This is a genomic window from Bacillus sp. 03113, from assembly GCF_006546985.1.
In the GTDB taxonomy this organism is placed as follows: Bacteria; Bacillota; Bacilli; order Bacillales; family Cytobacillaceae; genus VATK01.
The window spans coordinates 59,876-79,389 of record NZ_VATK01000006.1 but is presented as its reverse complement, the minus strand read 5'-3'; the positions used below and the strand labels follow the sequence as shown (position 1 = coordinate 79,389).

Sequence of the window (19,514 nt, the reverse complement as noted above, 5' to 3'; positions counted from 1 at the left end):
ACGATTACCAACCGTATTCAATAATAACGGGAAATAGCGTATGTATTCAGCCTATAAACAGCGGTATAACAACGATGTATAAAACCGTGCATAACCGATAAATTAGCGTACTTGAAGAACGTTGATATAATAACGTTTATGCAACGTATGTATTCCCCATAATGTGTATTATGTAAACTAAAAACGTATATACAATACACGAATATGCAATCGTAGTATACAACGGAATGTATACCATATTCATAGTAATACATTAACACTTTTCTGTACGAAAGTGTAAAAATACACCCCGGGGGCTTTATTTGGCTAAAGCGTCGGGTCTGACATCCGATTATTTCTTGCAAATTTTTAAACCCGAGGGTCATCAGCGTACTGTAGCGAACGCATAACGTTATGACGCGCTATATATGGCTAAACAGCCGTTTTAATTTGTCGCTAGACATAGACGCTAAAAACACGAAAGGAGGACGTTAAAATGACGAATGCGCGCTTTGAATTTAAGGAGCATTTACTCCGCGAAGGTCAACGACTTGCCGCGCAATTGCTAGTCGAATACGAATTTACACCGAAAGGTGATCGGAAAACCAAGGAAGAAATCGCGGAAGAAGCCGGCATTTCACGCATGCAATTACACCGTTGGGACACGACGGATGAGAACTTCATCGCGTATAAGAACTACCTTGCATCGCGCGTTGTCGACTCTCAACTTTCGCTAGTTTATTCGAAATTGATCGACGGAATCAAGAACGGATCGATGAAGGGCATCGAGCTGTACTTGAAACGGATCGGCGACCTTAACGATAAAAGTGAAGTCACGATTAATACGACCGGCGGCGATGAATCGTTCGAGGATCGCAAAGCAGCGTTGCTTGAGCGATTGAAAGGTAACGAACAAAATTAAGGAGGTGCGCTGCTATCGCATATATTGACGGCGTTTGGCTCGATCGTGATACGCGACAACGGCGCATCGATGAGCTAACGGAAGAAAACGAATTATTGGCGAAGATTATTGCGGGTCCAAGCGGAACGAACTACGATTTAGACCGGTTGGAATCGAATCTTGCGATATTGGAAAAGTTGAATCGCGTACATCGCGCAGAACACGATTTGATTTATTTTACCTACGAATATTTCAGCGAAGATTGCAATTCGGACAATTCTTCGAATCTGATTCCGGCAGGGCAGTCACTACAGAACGCTGCAGACTTTCACCGAACACTTTGCTCGTTGCTCGATGAGGTAACACGCGGAGAACAAGAAACAAACGTCGGATGGTCTGTGGGACGTCGCCATGCTAAGACGGCATACTTATCAAATTCTTACTTGGCGCATCAAGTAGTTTATCGCCTACAAAAATATATCGTCGAAGTGTCGGAAACAACCGACGTAGCCGGCGACTTTATAAAATGGACCGTAAATCAGTTGAAGTTTAATGAAAAGCTTCGCGAGGATTTCGGTCCTTTATTGCATCCAAAACCATCGATGAACGAGGTTGACAACAAGTACGAATTTATAACGTCAACAGGCACGAAGGTGGAATCAAAAGGAATAGGAACGCAAATGCGCGGATTGCGTCATTTATCCGAGCGCCCTGGGTTGTTCATCCTAGATGATTTAGAATCCGGCGAGAATACGAACACGCCAGAATTACGCGCGAAAAACCTTCACTGGTTCCGTTCAGAAATGTTAGAGGCGCTCGGCTTCGGCGGCATGTGTATTTACATGGGTACGATAGTCCATTACGATAGCTTGCTTAATCATGTGCTCACTAAGCGTAAGGACTTCGTTTCGCGAAAGTTTCCGGCGATCCTCTCGTGGTCTGAACGCGAAGATTTGTGGGAACAATGGCGTAATATTTACAATGCCGATGAAAAGGACGCAAAAGAACGCGCGGACGGTTTTTACGAAGCCAATAAAGACGAAATGTTGCGAGGTACTAGCGTATTATGGCCGCAAATGTACTCATACAAGTACTTTATGGAAAAACGCGAATCGATGGGCGCTAGGGCGTTCAACCAAGAATACCTTGGCAATCCTGTCGACGAAGAATCACAAATATTTAATCCGAGCGAATTCATTTACTACGTTGAGTCGGATTTAGATATAACGCAATGCGACATTTATGCAGCTGCCGATTTCGCCATGGGAAAGCAAAAAGGCGATTACTCTGCGTTTATATCGATTGCAAAGAAACGCGACACGGGCGTTTGCTATGTTATTGATACGTTTATTGAACGCGTAAAACCAGACGTTTTCATGCGTGAAATCGTTAAACGAACGCTTCATTACCAGTACGAAGGGATTGCAGTCGAGGCACAGCAGGCGCAGGAATGGTTCGCAGATAAACTACAGGAAGAACTACAAAAACATGGATACCCTGCATATACGCGATTATCAAAAGTTAAGCAGAAAACGCGAAAAGCGCTACGTATTGAGGCTCTATTGCCGGACATTCAAGCCGGACGAATCAGATTTCGCAAAGATCAGCGCTTATTGCTCGAAATGTTTGAACTTTATCCGAACCATAATCACGATGACGGACCGGACGCGACCGCCGACGCTTTTAAGTTAGCGAAAGGATCAACCGTTATAGTTCAGACGCTTAAAAAACGATCAAGATAACGAAAGGAGGCGCTTAAATGTCCTACAACGTACTATCCGATTACAACATTATGTCACCGCCAGATATGGACGTATTACTTTTTAACCCGTTCCAGCAGGCGCTAGGACACGAAACATTCGCGCGTATACAGCGACAGCTTCGATTCTATGATTATTACGAAGGCAAGCAACACGTCGACCCACAAACGGGACAACTCGTTAAAGCATCGGAATTGCCACGACCTGACGGACTTGATTACGACCCAACACGATACGCGACGAATTATTTTAAGGCGTTCATCAAGCGTAAAGCACGTTGGCAAATGGGCGGAAAGCACGGATTATCCGTTTCGCCGAAACAAATCGATGACATGCTCGACGCGGTTAAGCCGGAATACACGCCAAGCGATGCACAAGTGACGGAAAATACACGCGCGGAATCCTACGAAAAGCTTCTCTATCAATTGTGGCGCGAAAATAAAATGCGTGAGAAGTTGTTAGTGGCGGCGCGTGATCGTTTAATTGCCGGACGAGTCGGATGCAAGATCGTGTTCAACCCGAATACCGGTAAAATTCGATGGGTATTCCGTCCAGACACGGAAATATTTCCGGTTTATACCGACGATGACTACGAGGACTTGGTCGCCGTTCATTTTATTGTGCCGAAAATCATCGACGATAAAGAATTCTATCAAAAGCAGACTTTTTCGCTGGAAAACGGAGAATGTTTCCTTGAGGAAGGCATATACGATCAAAATTTACGCTTGAAAAAGACGATTACCGAAAAACAATCAATGGGAATCGATTTTATTCCGGTTGTACTTTTTCCGGTCTACGATTTAAACGGGGAAACATACGATAACAGTGAAGTCGACGACATGAAAGAGCAAACGGACATTCTTAATAAGATGAACGAAGACGCGATCGACTCTTTAAAATTCGAAATGTTCTCGATGACCGCATTAATTAACGTACCGGAAGGAACATCGAACAAAGTTGATATTGCGCCAGGCGCTATCATTGAAGCGAGAGGGTCAACGGACGGTCAATCGCCGGACATTAAAAAGGTCGAGGGCGGATTCCGTTGGAAAGACGCTTTCAAGGATCAATACGCGCGAGTAAAAGGAGCTTTGCACGAAATTACTGGATTGCCACAAGTAGTTCCGCAAGAGTTAAACTTTGGCGGGTTAAACGGCGAAACTTTACACGTGCTATTTCACGACATTATTCAAGAAACCGAGGAACATTGGCTCTCGTGGGGTCCACGTTTAGAGGAATTACACGAAAAAACCGTGCGATACTTACAAGCTCGCGTTGATAGAGACGTCTTTGCATACGACCGTAAAGTCGTAAAACTAATCGGAACGGACTACGAAAACGAAGTCAAATTCGTATTACCATTACCGGATAATCGCAAAGAATTAGTCGAATTATTAACGCTTGAAATGGACGCAGGACTGGAGTCGCAAGCAGGCGCAATGAACCGTTTAGGCGTTGAAAACACGAACGCTAAGAAGCAGGAAATTGACAACGAACGAACTGCCTCGAAGATAGCGCAAGACCCTTATAACGAACAAACCTCGTCCGAGTGACGTTAAACGGAGGTATATATGTTATTTGAAAAACCAAGTCTATTACGTTTGAATTTACAGCATTTCGCAGAAGACCCACCAGTCAACGAACCACCGGCAGCGGAGCCGTTAGAACCGCAAACACCGGTCGTTGATAATAAAATTCCATACGACCGTTTTAAACAAAAGGTCGACGAAGCTAACGAATTAAAACGTCAGCTTGCGGAATTGACTAAGACGAAAGAAGATGCTGAACGCAAGAAGCTCGAAGAACAAAACGAGTTTAAGGCGTTGTATGAAAAAGCGCAAGCCGATCTTGAAAAAATTCAAGCGGAAGCGCAAACGGTAAAACTCGAATCCTTAAAAACTAGCTTGCTCGTTAATGCCGGCTACACTGGCGAGCAGTTAGAACGCGTACGCAAATATATTGTTGGTGCCAGCGAAGAAGAATTAAACGCATCACTCGAAGAATTAAAGAAAGACATTCCGCCTAAGTCGTTAGGTGTTGATCCTGGCGCTGTTAATACGCCAAGACAGCAACCACAACAAAAAGACTTAGCGGAAGAAGGGCGCTCAATTTACGAAAGATTAAAAGCGGCCGGAAAAATCCGTCGCTAATAACAAATAGGAGGAAAACGAAATGGCATACAATTTACAAACTTCACAAACAGCTTTCAAAAGCGGAAAAAATATTCTAGCTTCCGAGCATTTTCAGTTCGTTGAAGCAGGCGCGACAGTGAAAGCAGGGGAAGGCGTTCTTGTTCCAGGTCAAGCAATCGCGCGTGTCGCAGCTGACGGAAAGTGGGTAAAATTCGTTGATGCAGACGTAGCAAACTATGACGACTTCGGAATCTTAAACGTAGATGTTGACGCAACTACTTATGACGCTATTGTTGGCGAAGTATTAGTAAGAGGTTCCGTATATGATGCAAAGTTAGTCGGAGCAACGGCAGTATTTAAAGGCAAAGTACCGACAATTCGATTTGTAAAACATATTTAACTCGGCGCTTTCGGTGGAAGGTGTCTTTTTTATTACCAAAAATCAATTTTAATCTAGGAGGAATATAAAATGGCAGGAATTACACATTTAAAGGAATTTCAGAAGCCGTCACTTCGCGGACTAATTGACGCGACAGTCCAAGACGCAGTACCAACGCTTGGTGATCGTTTCTTACCGAACGCTAACGTTTTCTCAAATACTTTCGCGTATGACGTTATTAAAACAAATAAATACATTGGCGCTATGATCGGGTACGGTTCAGAGCCACCGGTTGTTGACCGTGACGCGGTTGCTTCTAAAATAGGCGAAATTGCGAAAATGGGTCTTAAATATATTGCAACCGAGGAAGAACTGCTTGCGTTACACCAAGCACGTAATGACGGAGAAAAAAGTGCGATGATCGATAAATTAACGCTAAAAGGCGTCGATTTAGTTCAAGCTATCCAACGTCGAATCGACGTAATCAAAATGGAGGCTTTAACTAAAGGAAATTTCGCATACAACAAAAACGGCGTAAAGGTTTCCGTCGACTTCGGTATTCCGGCGGAACATAAATTGGCGTTAACTTCTCCTAACGATTGGTCTGACGTTAACCGTGACGTAATCGCTGATTTACTTGGGTGGGTTTCAACTTACGAAGCAACAAATGGTCAATCTCCGGCTGTTATCTTAATGAGCCGTGAAGCTCAAGCGAAATTACTTGTAAATAAAGTAATCGTAGCGGAAGCAGGACGACCAACTGGATCAAATCGCGTAAGCCAAGCGGAACTAAACGAAGTGCTAGGCGGATTCGGATTACCGCCAATCCAAATCGTTACTGATCGAAAAGTTACGGTTAAAGACATCTATTCCGGTAATGACGAAGTAATCGAATTTATGCCAGCTAATCGCATCGTAATGTTAAGCGAAGGCGTTGGCGAATTCTTACTTGGTCCTACGGTAGAGAACGACTTCCAACCAGGTATCGCATTAGAGGCGAAGGATAAAGACGAGCCAATTCAGTCTATCTTACGCGCTGTTGCTGCGGGATTCCCTGCGTTAGAAAAACCATCTTTAATCTTCCACGCTGACGTATATACGATCTAATAACGAGCGCTCTTAGGGGCGCTTCTTCTTTATAAAAATTAATGGGAGGTGTTCGCATGAAAATCGAGGTTCTTGACGCCATTATTGACGGACATGTTAAGGGCGAACAACTCGAAGTATCGGACAAATCTGCGCAGTATTTAATTTCTATTGGTTATGCAAAGGAAGTTAAAGCGGAGGAAACACAGAAGCCTGCGCGTACTAGAACAACTAAAAAATAGGGAGGACGTTAGATGGCGACATTAGCCGAACTATCAGAGCGCTTATTAAAACGGTTTAAGAACGTCCCGAACGTTGCTATCGAGGATACAAACGATTGGACGGAAGAATCTATGCTGGCTCACGGTTATCAGTCGACATCTACCGTTCCAACCGATCAAGAAACGCTTATACTGCTTTATGCTCAAGCGGAAGGATTATCGCAAATTTCGCTTGCCACGGCGCATTATTTTAAGTACACGGACGGTGAGGAACAAGTCGACAAAACGATGATTCCCGAACAATACCGAAAACTTGCGAAAGACATTCGCGAAGAATATGAGCGCAAAAAGTCGGTCGATTCGGGAGCATCCGTTCGATATATGAAGCGAGTTGATCGTCCGTGACCAACCAAGAACGCCTCGACGCAATCCTCGAAAAAATAGCGACCGACTACGGTAAGCTTAACGCAAAGCAGCAGGCATTCGCGGTAAAAGAAATCGGACGTATTCGCGCGGAAATCGCCGACTTGCTTGCGGACTATGCGGGCGATGACGGCACGATTAAAAAACAACGCCTTACACGTTTGTTACGCAATCTTGATTCAATCGAGGCAGGCATACGAAAAACCGGAATGACCACGATGGAAACCGTCATTAACGAATCCTCTGCGTTCACAACAAACGCAATTACCGGCGCATTAACCGAAGTTATAGGCGCGGCAGCGATTAGCGGAATTGTGACGGACAGGATTAACGAGGACGTGGTTCGATACGTTATTAATCGATTTGGCGACGATGGACTCGTATTAAGTGATCGCGTGTGGAACGTGGCGGGCGATATTCGCGATGAAATGGCGAAAACATTGCGATCGGGCATTATTCGCGGCGAATCGGTCGGCACGCTTATTAAACGTGTGCGCGACGTTCACGACAATGAAACCTGGAAAATTAAGCGGCTAGTCGTGACGGAAGGAAATACAGCGCATAGGGTAGCGGATGCCTATTGTGCGCAGCGAAGTCCTGTCGTGCAAGCTGTTCGGATTCACCGCGGTAAAGCTGATCGTCCCGAGCACCGTTGCTCGCAGTTGGAGCAAGAGGATAGATACGGAATGGGAAGCGGTGTTTACTTACCGTCGGATTCCGAAGTTTTTAATCCACATGTAAACTGTACATCTTTCTTGACCTACGTATTAACGGAAAAAGCGAAATAGGAGGTGCGTAAATGCTAACGCAATCAGACATCGAATTTATAAAGGCTAATCGTGCGGAAATAACGCAGAATCGCACCGACTCTATTACGTTAGTGCGAATGGTTGCCGGAGAGCCTGACCCGTACACAGGTGAGCCAACTGTCGGGGAATCAACGGAATTAATCGACGTAATATGGAAGGAATACTCAACGGTTGCAAACGGTGAGCGTTCTGTCATTAATGGCGTTGAATTAATCGCTGGCGACGTGCAGGTGACGTTCGAGTTAACGGTCGATTTATTGAATGTGATACGCATCGAAAAGAACGACGTTAATTACTCGATCGTTACCGTCGATGAAAAAGGCCTAGGCGAAGTCAATCGGCGCGAGTGTGTCGTAAGGAGGCTGACGTAATATGGCGCGAGGAAGATCAACGGTTCGAGTACAAGGCGTTGAGGAAGTATTGCGACGTTTAGGAGAAGAAGGCGCACGCGAAATGGTCGATAAAATTGACGAAGTGGTCGAGCGTCGAACATTGATGATGGTTAATGATGCGAAAATAGGAGCGCCGATTGATACCGGACTTCTAAAGAACTCGATTCACTTATACGGCCGTCAAATGAAAATGTCGCGGGTTTTCGGGTCCAATGTGGAGTATGCTACTAAGCAAGAATATACGCACGCGACGAAAAAAGGATTCTTTCGCAAGGCTGTGTGGAATCATCGCGAGAAATTGCGCGAAGATGCGCGCGAGGTGATCCGTAACCAATGATGCACGAACTTACTTACTCAATTATTACGCATATAAAGGCGCAAGTAACCGAATTGGTTGACGTCGTTTGGATTTACGATGGCGTGACGTTAACAGGCAAAACAAAGCCGTTCGGCACGGTTGAGCAGATGGCGGGTAACACGAACATCATTGCAAAAGAGCGCGAGTATTTCGAAACATTTTACCGTTTTCAAGTCGGATTACATGCGAAATCCATTGCGGAACGATCGCGCTTACAAGAAAAAATAAAGAACGCGCTATTACAGCCGAATATTGCGCTATTAGATACGAGTCAACCGTTCCCACCACCGACGGTCGGCTTTTTTTATTGCGATGTGCTCGCAGTCACTCCGATTCCAGTCGCGGATGTGACGGATGAAACGAACAAGAACCTCGTCTATTTCGACGTTGAGATTTATGTTCAGCGGAAAAATGGCGAGGCGGATTTAACGAAATTTGAACAATAACAAGGAGGATGAACGATGGCAAAAGGTGTAAATTTTTTAATTTATATCGAGGATAAAGTGACGCCTGGTACGTACATCAAGGTCGCAGGCCAACGTGGAGGTACGATAAATAGATCATACGACACGATTGATATTACGACGAAAGATGGCGACGGATGGATGGACGAGGACTATAGCTTCGGTTCATGGTCGATCGAGGGCGACGGTCTATTGGTCGAAAGTGACGCTGGATTTCTTGCGCTAGAGGATGCGTTCGAAAGCACTGAATTTGTAAAGGTGCGCTTTCAAACTGCGGCAGGAAACAAGTACGAAGGTAACGCATTGATCACGGATTTTCCTGTTGAGGCGCCTTACGACGATTCAGCAACATACTCGATCACTTTAAACGGAAAAGGAAAATATACGAAAGTATTGGCGTCTTAATTGACGCCTTTTTCTTTTGAAATGGAGGCAACGAAATGGCAGGCGTTTATATAAGTCTAGGCGGAAAAGAACGCGAATTACGGTTTTCATTTTTATCGTTTAAGGCGCTTGAACAGCACTACGACAAGCCGGTGCAAAAAGTGTTCGAAGAGGAAATGAACTCCGGCAAACTATCCGATTTAGTCGTCATTATTTGGGCGTGTTTACGCAAAGAAAAATTGACGCTAGGAAAAATCGAGGAATTGATTGACGAAGCAATTGAGAACGAAGAAATTACGCTTGAAGAATTAACCGAAAAATTATCGAAAGCCATTAACGAATCAAAAGTCGTAAAAGGTGCGGCGAAAGCACCAGAGGGCGAAACTGACCCAAACTAACAGACGGTCGCGAGTCATTTATTTTCGATTATGACGAACTCATGACGCAAGCGACCGGATTACTCGAACTTGCGCCGGAACAATTTTGGTACTTAACGCCGAGGGAACACGCGAACATGATCGCCGGCTACCAACTCCGACAAGATGCGGAATGGCAACGGTCGGCGCAATTAGCTTCGTGGATTATGTCGGCGCAACTCGGCAATAAAACGCCAACAGCGGATAAGTTGCTCGGCAAAGATAAGCACGGAAAACAACGACAATCAAACGTCGTCTCTATAGAACATAAACGCAAAACATTAGCGGAATTAGAAGATTCGCTTGGAAAGGCGGTGAATTAATGGCGGGACTAGATATATCGTATCGTATAACGGCGATCGATAACTTTTCGGACACTATGCGCAATTTAGATCGTCAAACTAGGCGAGCGTTCGATTCGATCGGCGATATTGGCAAAGCGGTATCTATCGCAGGAATTGCGCTAGGCGGAGCGCTAGGATTAGCGGCTAAGTCGGCGATGGATTTCGAGCAACAGATGTCAAACGTTAAAGCGGTATCGGGCGCAAGTGGCGACGAAATGAAGCAATTAACGGCATTGGCGAAAGAACTCGGCGCAGAAACGAAGTATTCAAGTAAAGAAGCTGCGCAAGGCATTGAGGAATTAATCAAGGCGGGTGTTTCCACTGCGGACATCATGAACGGTGGCCTTAAAGGCGCGCTATCACTCGCAACGGCTGGCGAACTAGAACTTGCGGATGCTGCTGAAATTGCTTCGACAGCATTGAACGCGTTTAAGGCGGATAACTTAACGGTCGTCGACGCAGCAAACTTGCTAGCAGGGGCGGCAAACGCATCGGCTACGGACGTAAGTGAACTTAAATTCGGACTCTCAATGGTATCTGCGGTTGCGTCAGGCGTAGGGCTATCGTTTAAAGATACGACGACAGCATTAGCGACGTTTGCGCAAAATGGGTTGAAAGGTTCAGATGCAGGAACGTCACTCAAAACGATGTTACTCAATTTATCGCCGTCAACTGACGGAGCAGCAACGCAAATGGAAAAGCTTGGGCTACTTACGGCAGATGGTACGAGTAAGTTTTACGACGCTAACGGTTCAATTAAGTCACTCGCGGAAATTGCTGAATTGTTAAAGACGCAATTAGCGGGATTAACCGATGAACAACGTCAATTAGCGCTAAAAACGATGTTTGGTACGGACGCTATTCGTGCGGCAAATATTTTATACAAAGAAGGTGCAGCAGGCGTAAGCAATATGTACAGTGCTATGTCGAAGGTAACAGCGGCAGACGTAGCGGCGGAAAAAATGAATAACGTTAAAGGACGTATAGAGCAGTTAAAAGGCGCGGTCGAAACGATGGCTATTTCGCTAGGTAACGCGCTATTGCCGGCTATTTCAAAGATCGTCGCGGGCTTGCAATGGCTAGTCGATAAGTTTAACGGATTGTCTCCGGCTATGCAATCGTTCATTGCGATTACTGCCGTTGTCGTGGCGGTGCTTGCGCTTATTGCGGGTCCGATACTTATTTTAATCGCTATGCTGCCGTCACTAATGATGGGCTTCACAGCAATAGCGGGAGCAGTTGGTATGACAGCGGGCGCATTGGCGGGGCTACTCGGTATCATCGCAGGCGTAGTCGCAGCACTCGCGCTCATTGGCGTTGGCTTATATATCGCGTACCAAAAAGTCGATTGGTTTCGCAATGCAGTCGACGCAGCATGGGCGTGGATTAAGTCAGCATGGCAGAATGCACTAACGTTTATCAGCGGAATTGTGCAGTCGATCATGGGTGCTGTGTCCGCGTTCATTGGCGGAAAACTAGCGGAAATTAAATCGTTTTGGGCGGAAAACGGTGCGCAGATCATGAGTCTAGCGAAAACAAACTTCGGAATTGTTGTCGCGGTCATTAAAGGCGCGATGGATGCAATAAAAGGCGTTTTCCAAATCGTATGGCCGTTAATTGTTGCGGTAGTAAAAGTCGCGTGGGCGCTAATACAGTCCGTCATAGGCACGTTTATTACGGCGATACTCGGCATTATTCGCGCAACCATGCGGTTAATGCAAGGCGATTGGCAAGGCGCTTGGAACGCGATTAAAGACACGGCGAAAACGATCTGGCAGAATATCGTCGGCTACTTTAAAGGAATTGACCTACGCCAAATCGGTAAGGACATCATAAACGGATTGATCAACGGAATTTCGTCGATGGCTGGCGGTGTCGCTAGAATCGTCAAGAAGATCGCCGATTCCATACCGGACGGCGTAAAGAAATTCCTCGGCATACATTCGCCATCGCGCGTACTCATGGAGCTTGGCGGTTATGCAGGCGAAGGGTTCCAAATAGGGCTATCCGATCAATTGTCGCAAATTAAATCGGCATCGCGCGACTTGGCTTACGCAGCGGTTCCTAACGTTCAGCCACCGTCCACGCAAGGCTATGCATCGTCAGTACCGGCGCAACAGACGACACAAGCGAACACTAAGCCGGTCTATATTACGAATGTCGTTACGCTAGACGGCTACGAGATTGCACGTACGACGTCGCCTTACATTGACGCTATGCAAACGGATCGCGTGAACTTAAATACGTTTATGAAAGGGGATAAGCGATGAACACGATCATAACGCGACTTGACGGCACCATATACGACTTTGACGCAATCGGCATAACCACACGCGATTTCGTTGTTTCATCGCCGAAGCCTCGCCATTTTACCGAACAAGTCGACGCAAGAAGCGGGCTGATCGATATGGGAACCGTTTATGACGCCCGTCCGATTAACGCTTCATTCTACGCCAAAGCGGTCGACAACGCCGACTATGCGCTCATGCGCGACGAAATATTTCGCATGTTACGGTCGGACGAAGCGTTTTACGTTACCGAATCGCGCAATCCAGGGAAGCGTTGGCGCGTAAAGGTCGCGGATTCGTTCGGACTGGATCAGCAAAGGCTATACGGATTCTTTGACGTTGAGTTTGTCGCATATGCTGGCGTGGCTGAATCGATAGGGACGACGCTTGATGCGGAAACATTCGAATTTCTTGACTTACCCGTATCCGAGTTAGATTACGCGGAGATTAGAAAGCTTAGTTTTCGCGTGTACAACGCAAGCGGACGAAAAATTGATCCGAGGTACGACTCGCTCGTCATTTCATATCGCGGCGTATCAACGAATCTACAAATTCAAAACGTGACGACTAACGAAACGTGGACGTACACAGGTACGACATTAGCGGACGATGAAATTCGGCTTGATGGCGTGCGAGCGACGAAGAATGGCTTGAGCATATACCGCGACACGAACCGAAAGCTTATTACGCTCGCGGAAGGCTGGAACGAGTTTGTCGTTAGTGGAGTGCCTACGCCGAAGAGATCGGCAGTACAGAAGCATGCGCCAAAGAATACGGAGACACAGCGGTATAATCCGTTTGCCTTCGAATTTACCTATAAATTCCTATAAGGAGGACGAAAAATGGCATACAATACGAAAGCGATGTTAACGGACGTGAACGGTGATTTAATTCCGCAATATTATGATCCGGTGGCGGACGATTTCTTTCCGTTGACGCAAGATTTGAATAACGTATTAATTCAGAATGACGATGGGACTGCGGTTCCTATTAAGCTAACGGGGAGTAATGTTCAATTACTTAACGCTGTAAGTGCGGTAGGTGCTGGAACTAATACTGCGGTTGGACAATACAGTGACTATTCGTTTGAAGTATGGGGAACGGCAACATCATTTACTCTTCAAATTCAAGCAGTTGGACCTTCTGGAACAGCAAGAAACTTGAAGATTTGGGATGAGTTAAACAACAAATTTGTAGATGGAAATAATATAACTACAGCAGGTTTTTACACTGTCTCGTTGCCATCGTTTACAAATTTAAGAGCTAATGTTTCAGTAATAAGCGGAGGAAATGTAAATGTTTCGGGAGGTATGATGCAATAATGTCAAAAAAAGCTAAACAATTAGCAAAAGCTTCATTCGAACAATCAAAAAAAAATGCCGATGAACTAAAAATCGTACTTAGAGAAGAACCGAGTAAAAATTTATTTAATAAAAATGATGTTATTAATGGATACTATGTACGATGGGTTACAGGAGAACTTGGTGTTAATACTGATTATTCATCTAGCGATTATATTATGATTAAACCTAACACAAGTTACGTCATAAATATTTTTGACCAGATCGCTTTTTATGATGAAAGTCAAGTTTACATTAGTGGGTTAGATAGTACAGGACAATTAGGACAGGAGGTTACTTTTACATCACCGACAAACGCGGCGTATATCCGAGTATGTATGCCAACATTAAATTTAGATTCATATCAATTAGAAGAAGGAATGGAAAGCACAGAGTATGAAAGTGCTATTATTTATAAGTTATCGCCTTCCACAAAAGTGATGAATGTTAATATACAATCAAAATCTATCGAAACAGACAAACTTGTTGATGCAGACAATTTTGTTATGACCATTAGCGTAGTAAATCTATTCGATAAAGATAATGTAATAGATGGGAAATACACGAGATGGAACTCTGGTCAATTAGTAGATAATCCTTCTTATATATCAAGTAATCTTATAGAAATAGATCCTGATAATGACTACGTCATAAATATTTTTGACCAGATCGCTTTTTATGATGAAAGTCAAGTTTACATTAGTGGGTTAGATAGTACAGGACAATTAGGACAGGAGGTTACTTTTACATCACCGACAAACGCGGCGTATATCCGAGTATGTATGCCAACATTAAATTTAGACATCTATAAATTAGAAGAAGGCACAATCAGCACTTCATCAGCGGCTACTTTACCACCGCGGATAAAAGTTACAGACGAAAATTTAAAAGTTAAAGCGATTGGCGTAGATAAGCTTATCGATGGGGATAGGGTCGTTTTAGCAATAAAAAGTAAAAACCTATTTAATAAAGAAGCTATCACTTCTGAAAAATATGTACGTTGGGATATTGGAAATCTTGGAGATAACGTCAATTATTCAGTAAGTGAGTATATACCTATAAGCCCAGACACAGCATACGCGGTTAACTTTGGTGATCAAATCGCTTTTTTTGATGCTAACAAAGTTTATGTGTCTGGGATTAATTTTAATTCAACTCCGAATAATTCTGTAACATTTTTTTCACCCAATAACGTGTATTATGTACGTTTGTCTATCCCTAATTCTAAGTTGTTAATAGCGCAATTAGAAGAAGGAACGGAAAGCACAGAATATGTAGGTTATGACAGTATGGTTATCCCGTCATCATATCTCGAAGGTATGAGTTTCGGCGGCGGTATTTTCAAGACAATACACTCTATAATAGCTCCTATTCGCGCAAACAATGGCTTTAAAATAAAACTGATTGGAGATAGTATTACTCATGGTGTAGGAGGAACTGGATGGCAACAAAATGGAGAACAAATAGGTTCAACATCTTTTTACACCTCGCCCGATAGCTATTGCTGGGGAAACTTATTAAGAGATTATCTCTACGAAAAGTTCTCATGTACAGTGAAAAACTGGGGAACAACTGGTAGGACTTCGAGTTTCCTTCTATCTAATTTAAGTACATTAGTTGAGGCTGATGATGATGTTATTATTTGTATGATTGGGACAAATGACAGGAATGCAAGTAATAATACAACCAAACAGGAGTACTATGATAACTTGATTGCTATCGGAAATTATGTGCGAGGATTAGACAAAGAGATAATTTTTATGAGCTCTATTCCTGCGTCAATCGCAAATGAAACTGATGTAGGTAATCCAAAGAATTATCATATGGAAGATGTTGACCATATTGTTATGTCTGTGGCTACGTATTTTGACATGGAGTACATTAGTCTCTATAAAAATTTCATGAATTATTGTGATTTAAAAGATATTACAATTGATTCATTACTTGCAGATGGGCTACATCCAAATGATCAAGGTTATGGCATTATGTTTAATATTGTTACTGACCATTTAGGGATTGGCAGAAAACGACCAGGAGCCACCTGGTAAAAAAACAGAACCTTGAAAAGAGATATGTTACAAGTTGTTATAATATTGTATACTATTTGTAATATATGTTACAAGGTAGGTTCTGTTGTATGCTTAGAATGATAGATGTCATTAAAAAAATTATGAATTTTGGAAATTACGATGAAAGATATTCGGTCAAGGATTATTCTCCACTAACCCATAAAACTTGTTCCGAGTGCGACGGATCAGGACGAGCGGATGTGTTTAATGATTGTGAGACTTGCAAAGGAACAGGAATTGTTCGCAAAACCTATACAGAATATGTCGCTTCTTTGCCGCCACTAAAAGAAAAATAGAAACATACTATTGTTAATTTAACTAACGGAATTCTTATGTTGAATAAGGAAGTACCTTTGAGGGCTCTTTTGAGTCCTCTTTTTCTTTTGCGAAAATTTACGAAAGGGGATGACGCACATTTTATCGATAACTAACATCGCAGGCGAAACGGAAGCCCTCACGAATATACGCGGATTAACACGCACAAGGAAGGTCAACGGCGAGAAGTCGTTGGCTTTTTTCGTTATACCCGACGCTTCAAACGCACATTCATTCGGCATGGTTGACACGGAATCGACCGTCGAATTTGACGGCGAAGAATACGTAATCAAAACCGTCAGTGAAAAGAACGTAGGCTTGCGGTCAATTAAGGAAGTCGGCGCAGTTCACAAGTTCTTTTGCGACATGATTGACGACTATCAATACGACACATACACCGGCTCAATGACGTTCAACGCGGCGCTTAATTTCGTATTTGGCGGAACGGGCTACACGTTTAATATCATCGATTCATTTACCGCGGAAACATTCGATAACTTCGGTGATGATAACAGACTTGCGCTATTCCAAACGATACTTGAACGATACGGTGCGGAATTCTACGTCAACGGCACGCAAGTTAATCTCAAGCGCGAAATCGGCGTTGATACGGACTTTCAATATCGCTACGCACACAATGTTAAGACGCTCGACAAAAAAATCGACTCGACCAATTTAGCGACCTATGTTCGCGGATATGGCAAGGACATCGAAACGGAATACACGTCGCCTAACGCAGCAGTCCTCGGCATTCGCCATGCGCCGGCTGTGCGCGATGATCGCTATACAACGGTGGAAGGCTTGCTTGCACGCTTGCAAAACGACTTGAAAGACGAGCCGGATTTGTCGATCACGATTGATTTCGCGGAATTGCGTACAGCCGGCTATTTATACGAACAGCCGAACGAAGGCGACTATGGCTTTATTATTTACGAGCCGATGAGCCTCGACATTGAAGCGCGTATCGTAGAAATCAGCGAAGAATTTAACGCAGATTTATTGCCGATCAAAACGGCTGTCACGCTGTCCAATTTTCGCGAAGGCATAACGGACGTACTGACGAGATTTGCGCAAACGTCTAAACAAGTTAATCGTCTATTTAACGGGCAAAAGGTGCTTCCATACAACGTGCTAGATGAAGCCGTTAGAATCGCGACCGAGGCATTGCAAAGTGCGCAGACCGAGCTTGAATTTAATAACGGCATAATCGCGCGCGATAAAACAAACCCGAATTTGCTCGTTCTATTCAATTCCGCGGGACTCGGCATTTCGACCGACGGCGGACAGACGTTTACCGAAGCGATCACTTACCTCGGCGTAAATACGAGCCTATTGACCGCGGGACAAATTAACGCGAATAACATTAGCGTGCTTGGCGGAACAGTTGACGCTTATACGTTAATAGATGCGGAAGGTCTATATGTTAAAGGTGGCGCTATACAGATAGAAAGGCCAGACGGGTATGTAGTCGTTAACGACGGTATTTTGCAGAATGGGTTCGCTATTCAAGGCGCATACCCACCTTATAGGACCGCAGGAATAACAGAAGATGGGCCTTGGGTAAAGGTAAATACGACAAACAGATTCGAGAACATTCAAGCGTACACGTTTAAGCATGATACCCGATATTTAGTTGCGAAAGTTGGTATTTTTACGCACAACGGAATAACGGGATACTTGTCATTCGACCTAGATACATCGGACGGAGCAGGAACGTCGATAACTGAATTAGCCACAGTGTCAAGATCGGGTGATGACGATGGATGGACAACATATGTGACGATGGACCTCGGAGTTCCTGAAGGTAGTAGAAAAACGTTGTATGTCCGAATGTATGGAAATGATCCTGATTGGTTTGTGTTTGGTCGTATTTTATATATTTGTCAGGAGGGCTGATATGGGAGTTTTACTATTTTGCGACGTAGACGGAAATGGAAAAATAACTGAAAGTATCGTTGGGGCACGTGTAGTACCGATGAAACAATATGATTACTTTTTTTATATCGCAGACAAGGACGCTGGAACGGTCGTACAAGGAATACCGGACTATCGCATTGTCGACGGCGAGCTAACGGAGGTGTAAACGAATGGCGGAACCAATATCACGCGACATTGCCGAGCTTCGCGAGTGGCTTGTGCGCATAGACACGAAAGTCGACTATTTAAACGAGGTTAGGCGGACAGCGGAAGAAGCAGACGAAAAGGCGGGCAAGGCGCTCGCTCTATCGGAAGAAAATAAGGAACACATTCGCGATATGAAAGCGAACACGAAATGGGTATGGGGAACGATTTTAACCGTTGTCGGCTTGCTTGTAACGGTCGGCATAGCGGTTTTCAGTTAAGCCAGTCGGTAGTCGCGGCTGTCCGTTGGCTACGTAACAAATCGCGACACCGACCTTAACGCTATTTTATCATAAAATTACGAAAGGAACTGACGAAATGAAAAAAATCGTTGATATTTCGCATCACCAAGGCACAATAAATTGGGACGAATTTGCGAAGGAAGTAGCGCTCGTTATTATTCGGGTGCAAGACGGATCAACCACGATTGACCGTCGCTACAAGGAGTACGTCGCGGAAGCCAAGAAGCGCGGCATTCCGTTTGCGCACTACGCCTTTACGCGCTTCGTATCGGTCGCTGACGCACGCAAGGAGGCGCAAGACTTTTACGCACGTGGCGACAAGGACGCATTATTTTGGGTCGCTGACGTCGAAGTCAAAACGATGGGCGATATGACAGCGGGCACGCAAGCTTTTGTCGATGAGTTGCGCAGGCTTGGCGCAAGCAAGGTCGGAGGCTATTTCGGTCATCACTCGTATAAAGCGTGGGGACTTGATCGCGTAGGTAACATAGACTTTACGTGGATTCCTCGCTACGGTTCAAACGACGGCAATCAAAACGTCAAGCCTGCGTATGCTTGCGAGTTGTGGCAATATACGTCAGCGGGGCGCGTGGCTGGCGTAGCCGGTAACGTAGATTTGAACGTATTAAATGGCGATAAGTCGCTTGAGTGGTTCACCGGCAAGGTTATCGAGGCGCCTAAGACGGAAGTAGCGGCGGCTCACTACGAGGCGCCTAAACCAATCCAACGCGTTCGCGCTACTGTCGTTTCTGACATTCGTTCAGCGCCGAGTCATACTGCCGGATTTGTCCGCAATACGGTAGTTGGTGAGGAATTCGACGTATACTCGCACAACGGAGATTGGCACGAAACAGATGCCGGATGGATTGACGCAAACGGTGGCAACAACCTCTATTGGGTCGATAATCCTGCGTTAAAAACTGCGCCAGCACCTACGGTCAAGCATTACGTCATCAAGTCCGGCGACACGCTCGGCAAGATTGCGGCGAATTGTGGCGTATCCATTGCGCAATTACAAGCATGGAACGGCATTAAGAATCCGAACAGAATTTACGCGGGTCAAAAAATACGAGTGAAGTAAGGGAGACGAT

Annotated in this window: 23 protein-coding genes and 1 pseudogene; all 24 read left to right on the top strand. The window is 44.7% G+C overall.

Annotation, left to right across the window (positions count from 1 at the left end; genetic code table 11):
* Window positions 1-475 precede the first annotated feature (475 nt).
* The 24 genes and pseudogenes from FDO66_RS06910 (at window position 476) to FDO66_RS06800 (ending at window position 19,504) form a co-directional block, all read left to right on the top strand.
* The gene (locus FDO66_RS06910) at window positions 476-901 is read left to right on the top strand and encodes a phBC6A51 family helix-turn-helix protein (protein WP_141431914.1); all 426 of its coding nucleotides are present in this window, start codon (window positions 476-478) and stop codon (window positions 899-901) included.
* 95 nt (window positions 902-996) lie between these two features.
* Complete coding sequence (gene terL, locus FDO66_RS06905) at window positions 997-2,622, top strand: phage terminase large subunit (RefSeq protein WP_258535640.1); 1,626 nt, start codon at window positions 997-999, stop codon at window positions 2,620-2,622.
* 17 nt (window positions 2,623-2,639) lie between these two features.
* Window positions 2,640-4,193, top strand: coding sequence for a phage portal protein (locus FDO66_RS06900; RefSeq protein WP_141431912.1), 1,554 nt, complete (start codon window positions 2,640-2,642; stop codon window positions 4,191-4,193).
* Window positions 4,194-4,211: 18 nt separating this feature from the next.
* Complete coding sequence (locus tag FDO66_RS06895) at window positions 4,212-4,790, top strand: hypothetical protein (protein WP_141431911.1); 579 nt, start codon at window positions 4,212-4,214, stop codon at window positions 4,788-4,790.
* Between the two features lie 22 nt (window positions 4,791-4,812).
* Window positions 4,813-5,172, top strand: coding sequence for a hypothetical protein (locus FDO66_RS06890; RefSeq protein WP_141431910.1), 360 nt, complete (start codon window positions 4,813-4,815; stop codon window positions 5,170-5,172).
* 69 nt (window positions 5,173-5,241) lie between these two features.
* Window positions 5,242-6,258 carry a major capsid protein gene (locus tag FDO66_RS06885; RefSeq protein ID WP_141431909.1) on the top strand — a complete coding sequence of 339 codons (1,017 nt, stop codon included), beginning with the start codon at window positions 5,242-5,244 and terminating at the stop codon, window positions 6,256-6,258.
* Window positions 6,259-6,314: 56 nt separating this feature from the next.
* Window positions 6,315-6,479, top strand: coding sequence for a hypothetical protein (locus FDO66_RS20750; RefSeq protein WP_181444474.1), 165 nt, complete (start codon window positions 6,315-6,317; stop codon window positions 6,477-6,479).
* 12 nt (window positions 6,480-6,491) lie between these two features.
* Entirely contained in the window at window positions 6,492-6,863 is a 372-nt protein-coding gene (locus FDO66_RS06880) for a hypothetical protein (RefSeq protein ID WP_141431908.1), read from the top strand.
* The gene (locus tag FDO66_RS06875) at window positions 6,860-7,669 is read left to right on the top strand and encodes a structural protein (protein WP_141431907.1); all 810 of its coding nucleotides are present in this window, start codon (window positions 6,860-6,862) and stop codon (window positions 7,667-7,669) included. Before FDO66_RS06880 ends, FDO66_RS06875 begins: the two co-directional genes overlap by 4 nt.
* An 11-nt stretch (window positions 7,670-7,680) precedes the next feature.
* Entirely contained in the window at window positions 7,681-8,061 is a 381-nt protein-coding gene (locus tag FDO66_RS06870) for a hypothetical protein (protein WP_141431906.1), read from the top strand.
* A gap of 1 nt (window position 8,062) precedes the next feature.
* Complete coding sequence (locus FDO66_RS06865; protein ID WP_141431905.1) at window positions 8,063-8,419, top strand: HK97 gp10 family phage protein; 357 nt, start codon at window positions 8,063-8,065, stop codon at window positions 8,417-8,419.
* Window positions 8,416-8,886: a hypothetical protein gene (locus FDO66_RS06860; RefSeq protein ID WP_141431904.1), complete on the top strand. Its 471-nt coding sequence runs from the start codon at window positions 8,416-8,418 to the stop codon at window positions 8,884-8,886. Before FDO66_RS06865 ends, FDO66_RS06860 begins: the two co-directional genes overlap by 4 nt.
* Before the next feature lie 15 nt (window positions 8,887-8,901).
* The gene (locus FDO66_RS06855) at window positions 8,902-9,309 is read left to right on the top strand and encodes a phage major tail protein, TP901-1 family (protein WP_141431903.1); all 408 of its coding nucleotides are present in this window, start codon (window positions 8,902-8,904) and stop codon (window positions 9,307-9,309) included.
* Between the two features lie 35 nt (window positions 9,310-9,344).
* Window positions 9,345-9,686, top strand: coding sequence for a hypothetical protein (locus tag FDO66_RS06850; RefSeq protein WP_141431902.1), 342 nt, complete (start codon window positions 9,345-9,347; stop codon window positions 9,684-9,686).
* A gap of 20 nt (window positions 9,687-9,706) precedes the next feature.
* Window positions 9,707-10,027, top strand: coding sequence for a phage tail assembly chaperone (locus tag FDO66_RS06845; protein WP_258535647.1), 321 nt, complete (start codon window positions 9,707-9,709; stop codon window positions 10,025-10,027).
* A 41-nt stretch (window positions 10,028-10,068) separates the two neighbouring features.
* A pseudogene (locus FDO66_RS21445) lies at window positions 10,069-11,205 on the top strand (phage tail tape measure protein); the annotation flags it as partial.
* Between the two features lie 1,109 nt (window positions 11,206-12,314).
* The gene (locus tag FDO66_RS06835) at window positions 12,315-13,166 is read left to right on the top strand and encodes a phage tail domain-containing protein (protein WP_141431899.1); all 852 of its coding nucleotides are present in this window, start codon (window positions 12,315-12,317) and stop codon (window positions 13,164-13,166) included.
* Between the two features lie 12 nt (window positions 13,167-13,178).
* A complete protein-coding gene (locus FDO66_RS06830) occupies window positions 13,179-13,658 on the top strand; it encodes a hypothetical protein (protein ID WP_141431898.1) in 480 nt (159 codons plus the stop codon).
* Window positions 13,658-15,724 carry an SGNH/GDSL hydrolase family protein gene (locus tag FDO66_RS06825; RefSeq protein ID WP_141431897.1) on the top strand — a complete coding sequence of 689 codons (2,067 nt, stop codon included), beginning with the start codon at window positions 13,658-13,660 and terminating at the stop codon, window positions 15,722-15,724. Before FDO66_RS06830 ends, FDO66_RS06825 begins: the two co-directional genes overlap by 1 nt.
* Before the next feature lie 89 nt (window positions 15,725-15,813).
* Entirely contained in the window at window positions 15,814-16,041 is a 228-nt protein-coding gene (locus FDO66_RS06820; protein WP_141431896.1) for a hypothetical protein, read from the top strand.
* A gap of 109 nt (window positions 16,042-16,150) precedes the next feature.
* Window positions 16,151-17,956, top strand: a complete 1,806-nt coding sequence (locus tag FDO66_RS06815; protein WP_141431895.1) for a phage tail protein — start codon at window positions 16,151-16,153, stop codon at window positions 17,954-17,956.
* Between the two features lies 1 nt (window position 17,957).
* Complete coding sequence (locus tag FDO66_RS06810) at window positions 17,958-18,143, top strand: hypothetical protein (protein ID WP_141431894.1); 186 nt, start codon at window positions 17,958-17,960, stop codon at window positions 18,141-18,143.
* Between the two features lie 4 nt (window positions 18,144-18,147).
* Window positions 18,148-18,402, top strand: a complete 255-nt coding sequence (locus FDO66_RS06805) for a hemolysin XhlA family protein (protein ID WP_141431893.1) — start codon at window positions 18,148-18,150, stop codon at window positions 18,400-18,402.
* A 97-nt stretch (window positions 18,403-18,499) separates the two neighbouring features.
* Window positions 18,500-19,504 (top strand): GH25 family lysozyme, encoded by a 1,005-nt coding sequence (locus FDO66_RS06800; RefSeq protein WP_141431892.1) that lies wholly within the window; start codon window positions 18,500-18,502, stop codon window positions 19,502-19,504.
* Window positions 19,505-19,514: the final 10 nt, after the last annotated feature.

Excerpts from the sequence above, each read along its gene's own strand:
- FDO66_RS06895 (WP_141431911.1), top strand. The coding sequence starts at position 4,212 with ATGTTATTTGAAAAACCAAGTCTATTACGTTTGAATTTACAGCATTTC.
- FDO66_RS06900 (WP_141431912.1), top strand. The coding sequence starts at position 2,640 with ATGTCCTACAACGTACTATCCGATTACAACATTATGTCACCGCCAGAT.
- FDO66_RS06885 (WP_141431909.1), top strand. The coding sequence starts at position 5,242 with ATGGCAGGAATTACACATTTAAAGGAATTTCAGAAGCCGTCACTTCGC.
- FDO66_RS06800 (WP_141431892.1), top strand. The coding sequence starts at position 18,500 with ATGAAAAAAATCGTTGATATTTCGCATCACCAAGGCACAATAAATTGG.
- FDO66_RS06820 (WP_141431896.1), top strand. The coding sequence starts at position 15,814 with ATGCTTAGAATGATAGATGTCATTAAAAAAATTATGAATTTTGGAAAT.
- FDO66_RS06835 (WP_141431899.1), top strand. The coding sequence starts at position 12,315 with ATGAACACGATCATAACGCGACTTGACGGCACCATATACGACTTTGAC.
- FDO66_RS06890 (WP_141431910.1), top strand. The coding sequence starts at position 4,813 with ATGGCATACAATTTACAAACTTCACAAACAGCTTTCAAAAGCGGAAAA.
- FDO66_RS06860 (WP_141431904.1), top strand. The coding sequence starts at position 8,416 with ATGATGCACGAACTTACTTACTCAATTATTACGCATATAAAGGCGCAA.
- FDO66_RS06880 (WP_141431908.1), top strand. The coding sequence starts at position 6,492 with ATGGCGACATTAGCCGAACTATCAGAGCGCTTATTAAAACGGTTTAAG.
- FDO66_RS06855 (WP_141431903.1), top strand. The coding sequence starts at position 8,902 with ATGGCAAAAGGTGTAAATTTTTTAATTTATATCGAGGATAAAGTGACG.
- FDO66_RS06815 (WP_141431895.1), top strand. The coding sequence starts at position 16,151 with ATGACGCACATTTTATCGATAACTAACATCGCAGGCGAAACGGAAGCC.
- FDO66_RS06910 (WP_141431914.1), top strand. The coding sequence starts at position 476 with ATGACGAATGCGCGCTTTGAATTTAAGGAGCATTTACTCCGCGAAGGT.
- FDO66_RS06810 (WP_141431894.1), top strand. The coding sequence starts at position 17,958 with ATGGGAGTTTTACTATTTTGCGACGTAGACGGAAATGGAAAAATAACT.
- FDO66_RS06825 (WP_141431897.1), top strand. The coding sequence starts at position 13,658 with ATGTCAAAAAAAGCTAAACAATTAGCAAAAGCTTCATTCGAACAATCA.
- FDO66_RS06850 (WP_141431902.1), top strand. The coding sequence starts at position 9,345 with ATGGCAGGCGTTTATATAAGTCTAGGCGGAAAAGAACGCGAATTACGG.
- FDO66_RS20750 (WP_181444474.1), top strand. The coding sequence starts at position 6,315 with ATGAAAATCGAGGTTCTTGACGCCATTATTGACGGACATGTTAAGGGC.
- FDO66_RS06865 (WP_141431905.1), top strand. The coding sequence starts at position 8,063 with ATGGCGCGAGGAAGATCAACGGTTCGAGTACAAGGCGTTGAGGAAGTA.
- FDO66_RS06870 (WP_141431906.1), top strand. The coding sequence starts at position 7,681 with ATGCTAACGCAATCAGACATCGAATTTATAAAGGCTAATCGTGCGGAA.
- FDO66_RS06830 (WP_141431898.1), top strand. The coding sequence starts at position 13,179 with ATGGCATACAATACGAAAGCGATGTTAACGGACGTGAACGGTGATTTA.
- FDO66_RS06805 (WP_141431893.1), top strand. The coding sequence starts at position 18,148 with ATGGCGGAACCAATATCACGCGACATTGCCGAGCTTCGCGAGTGGCTT.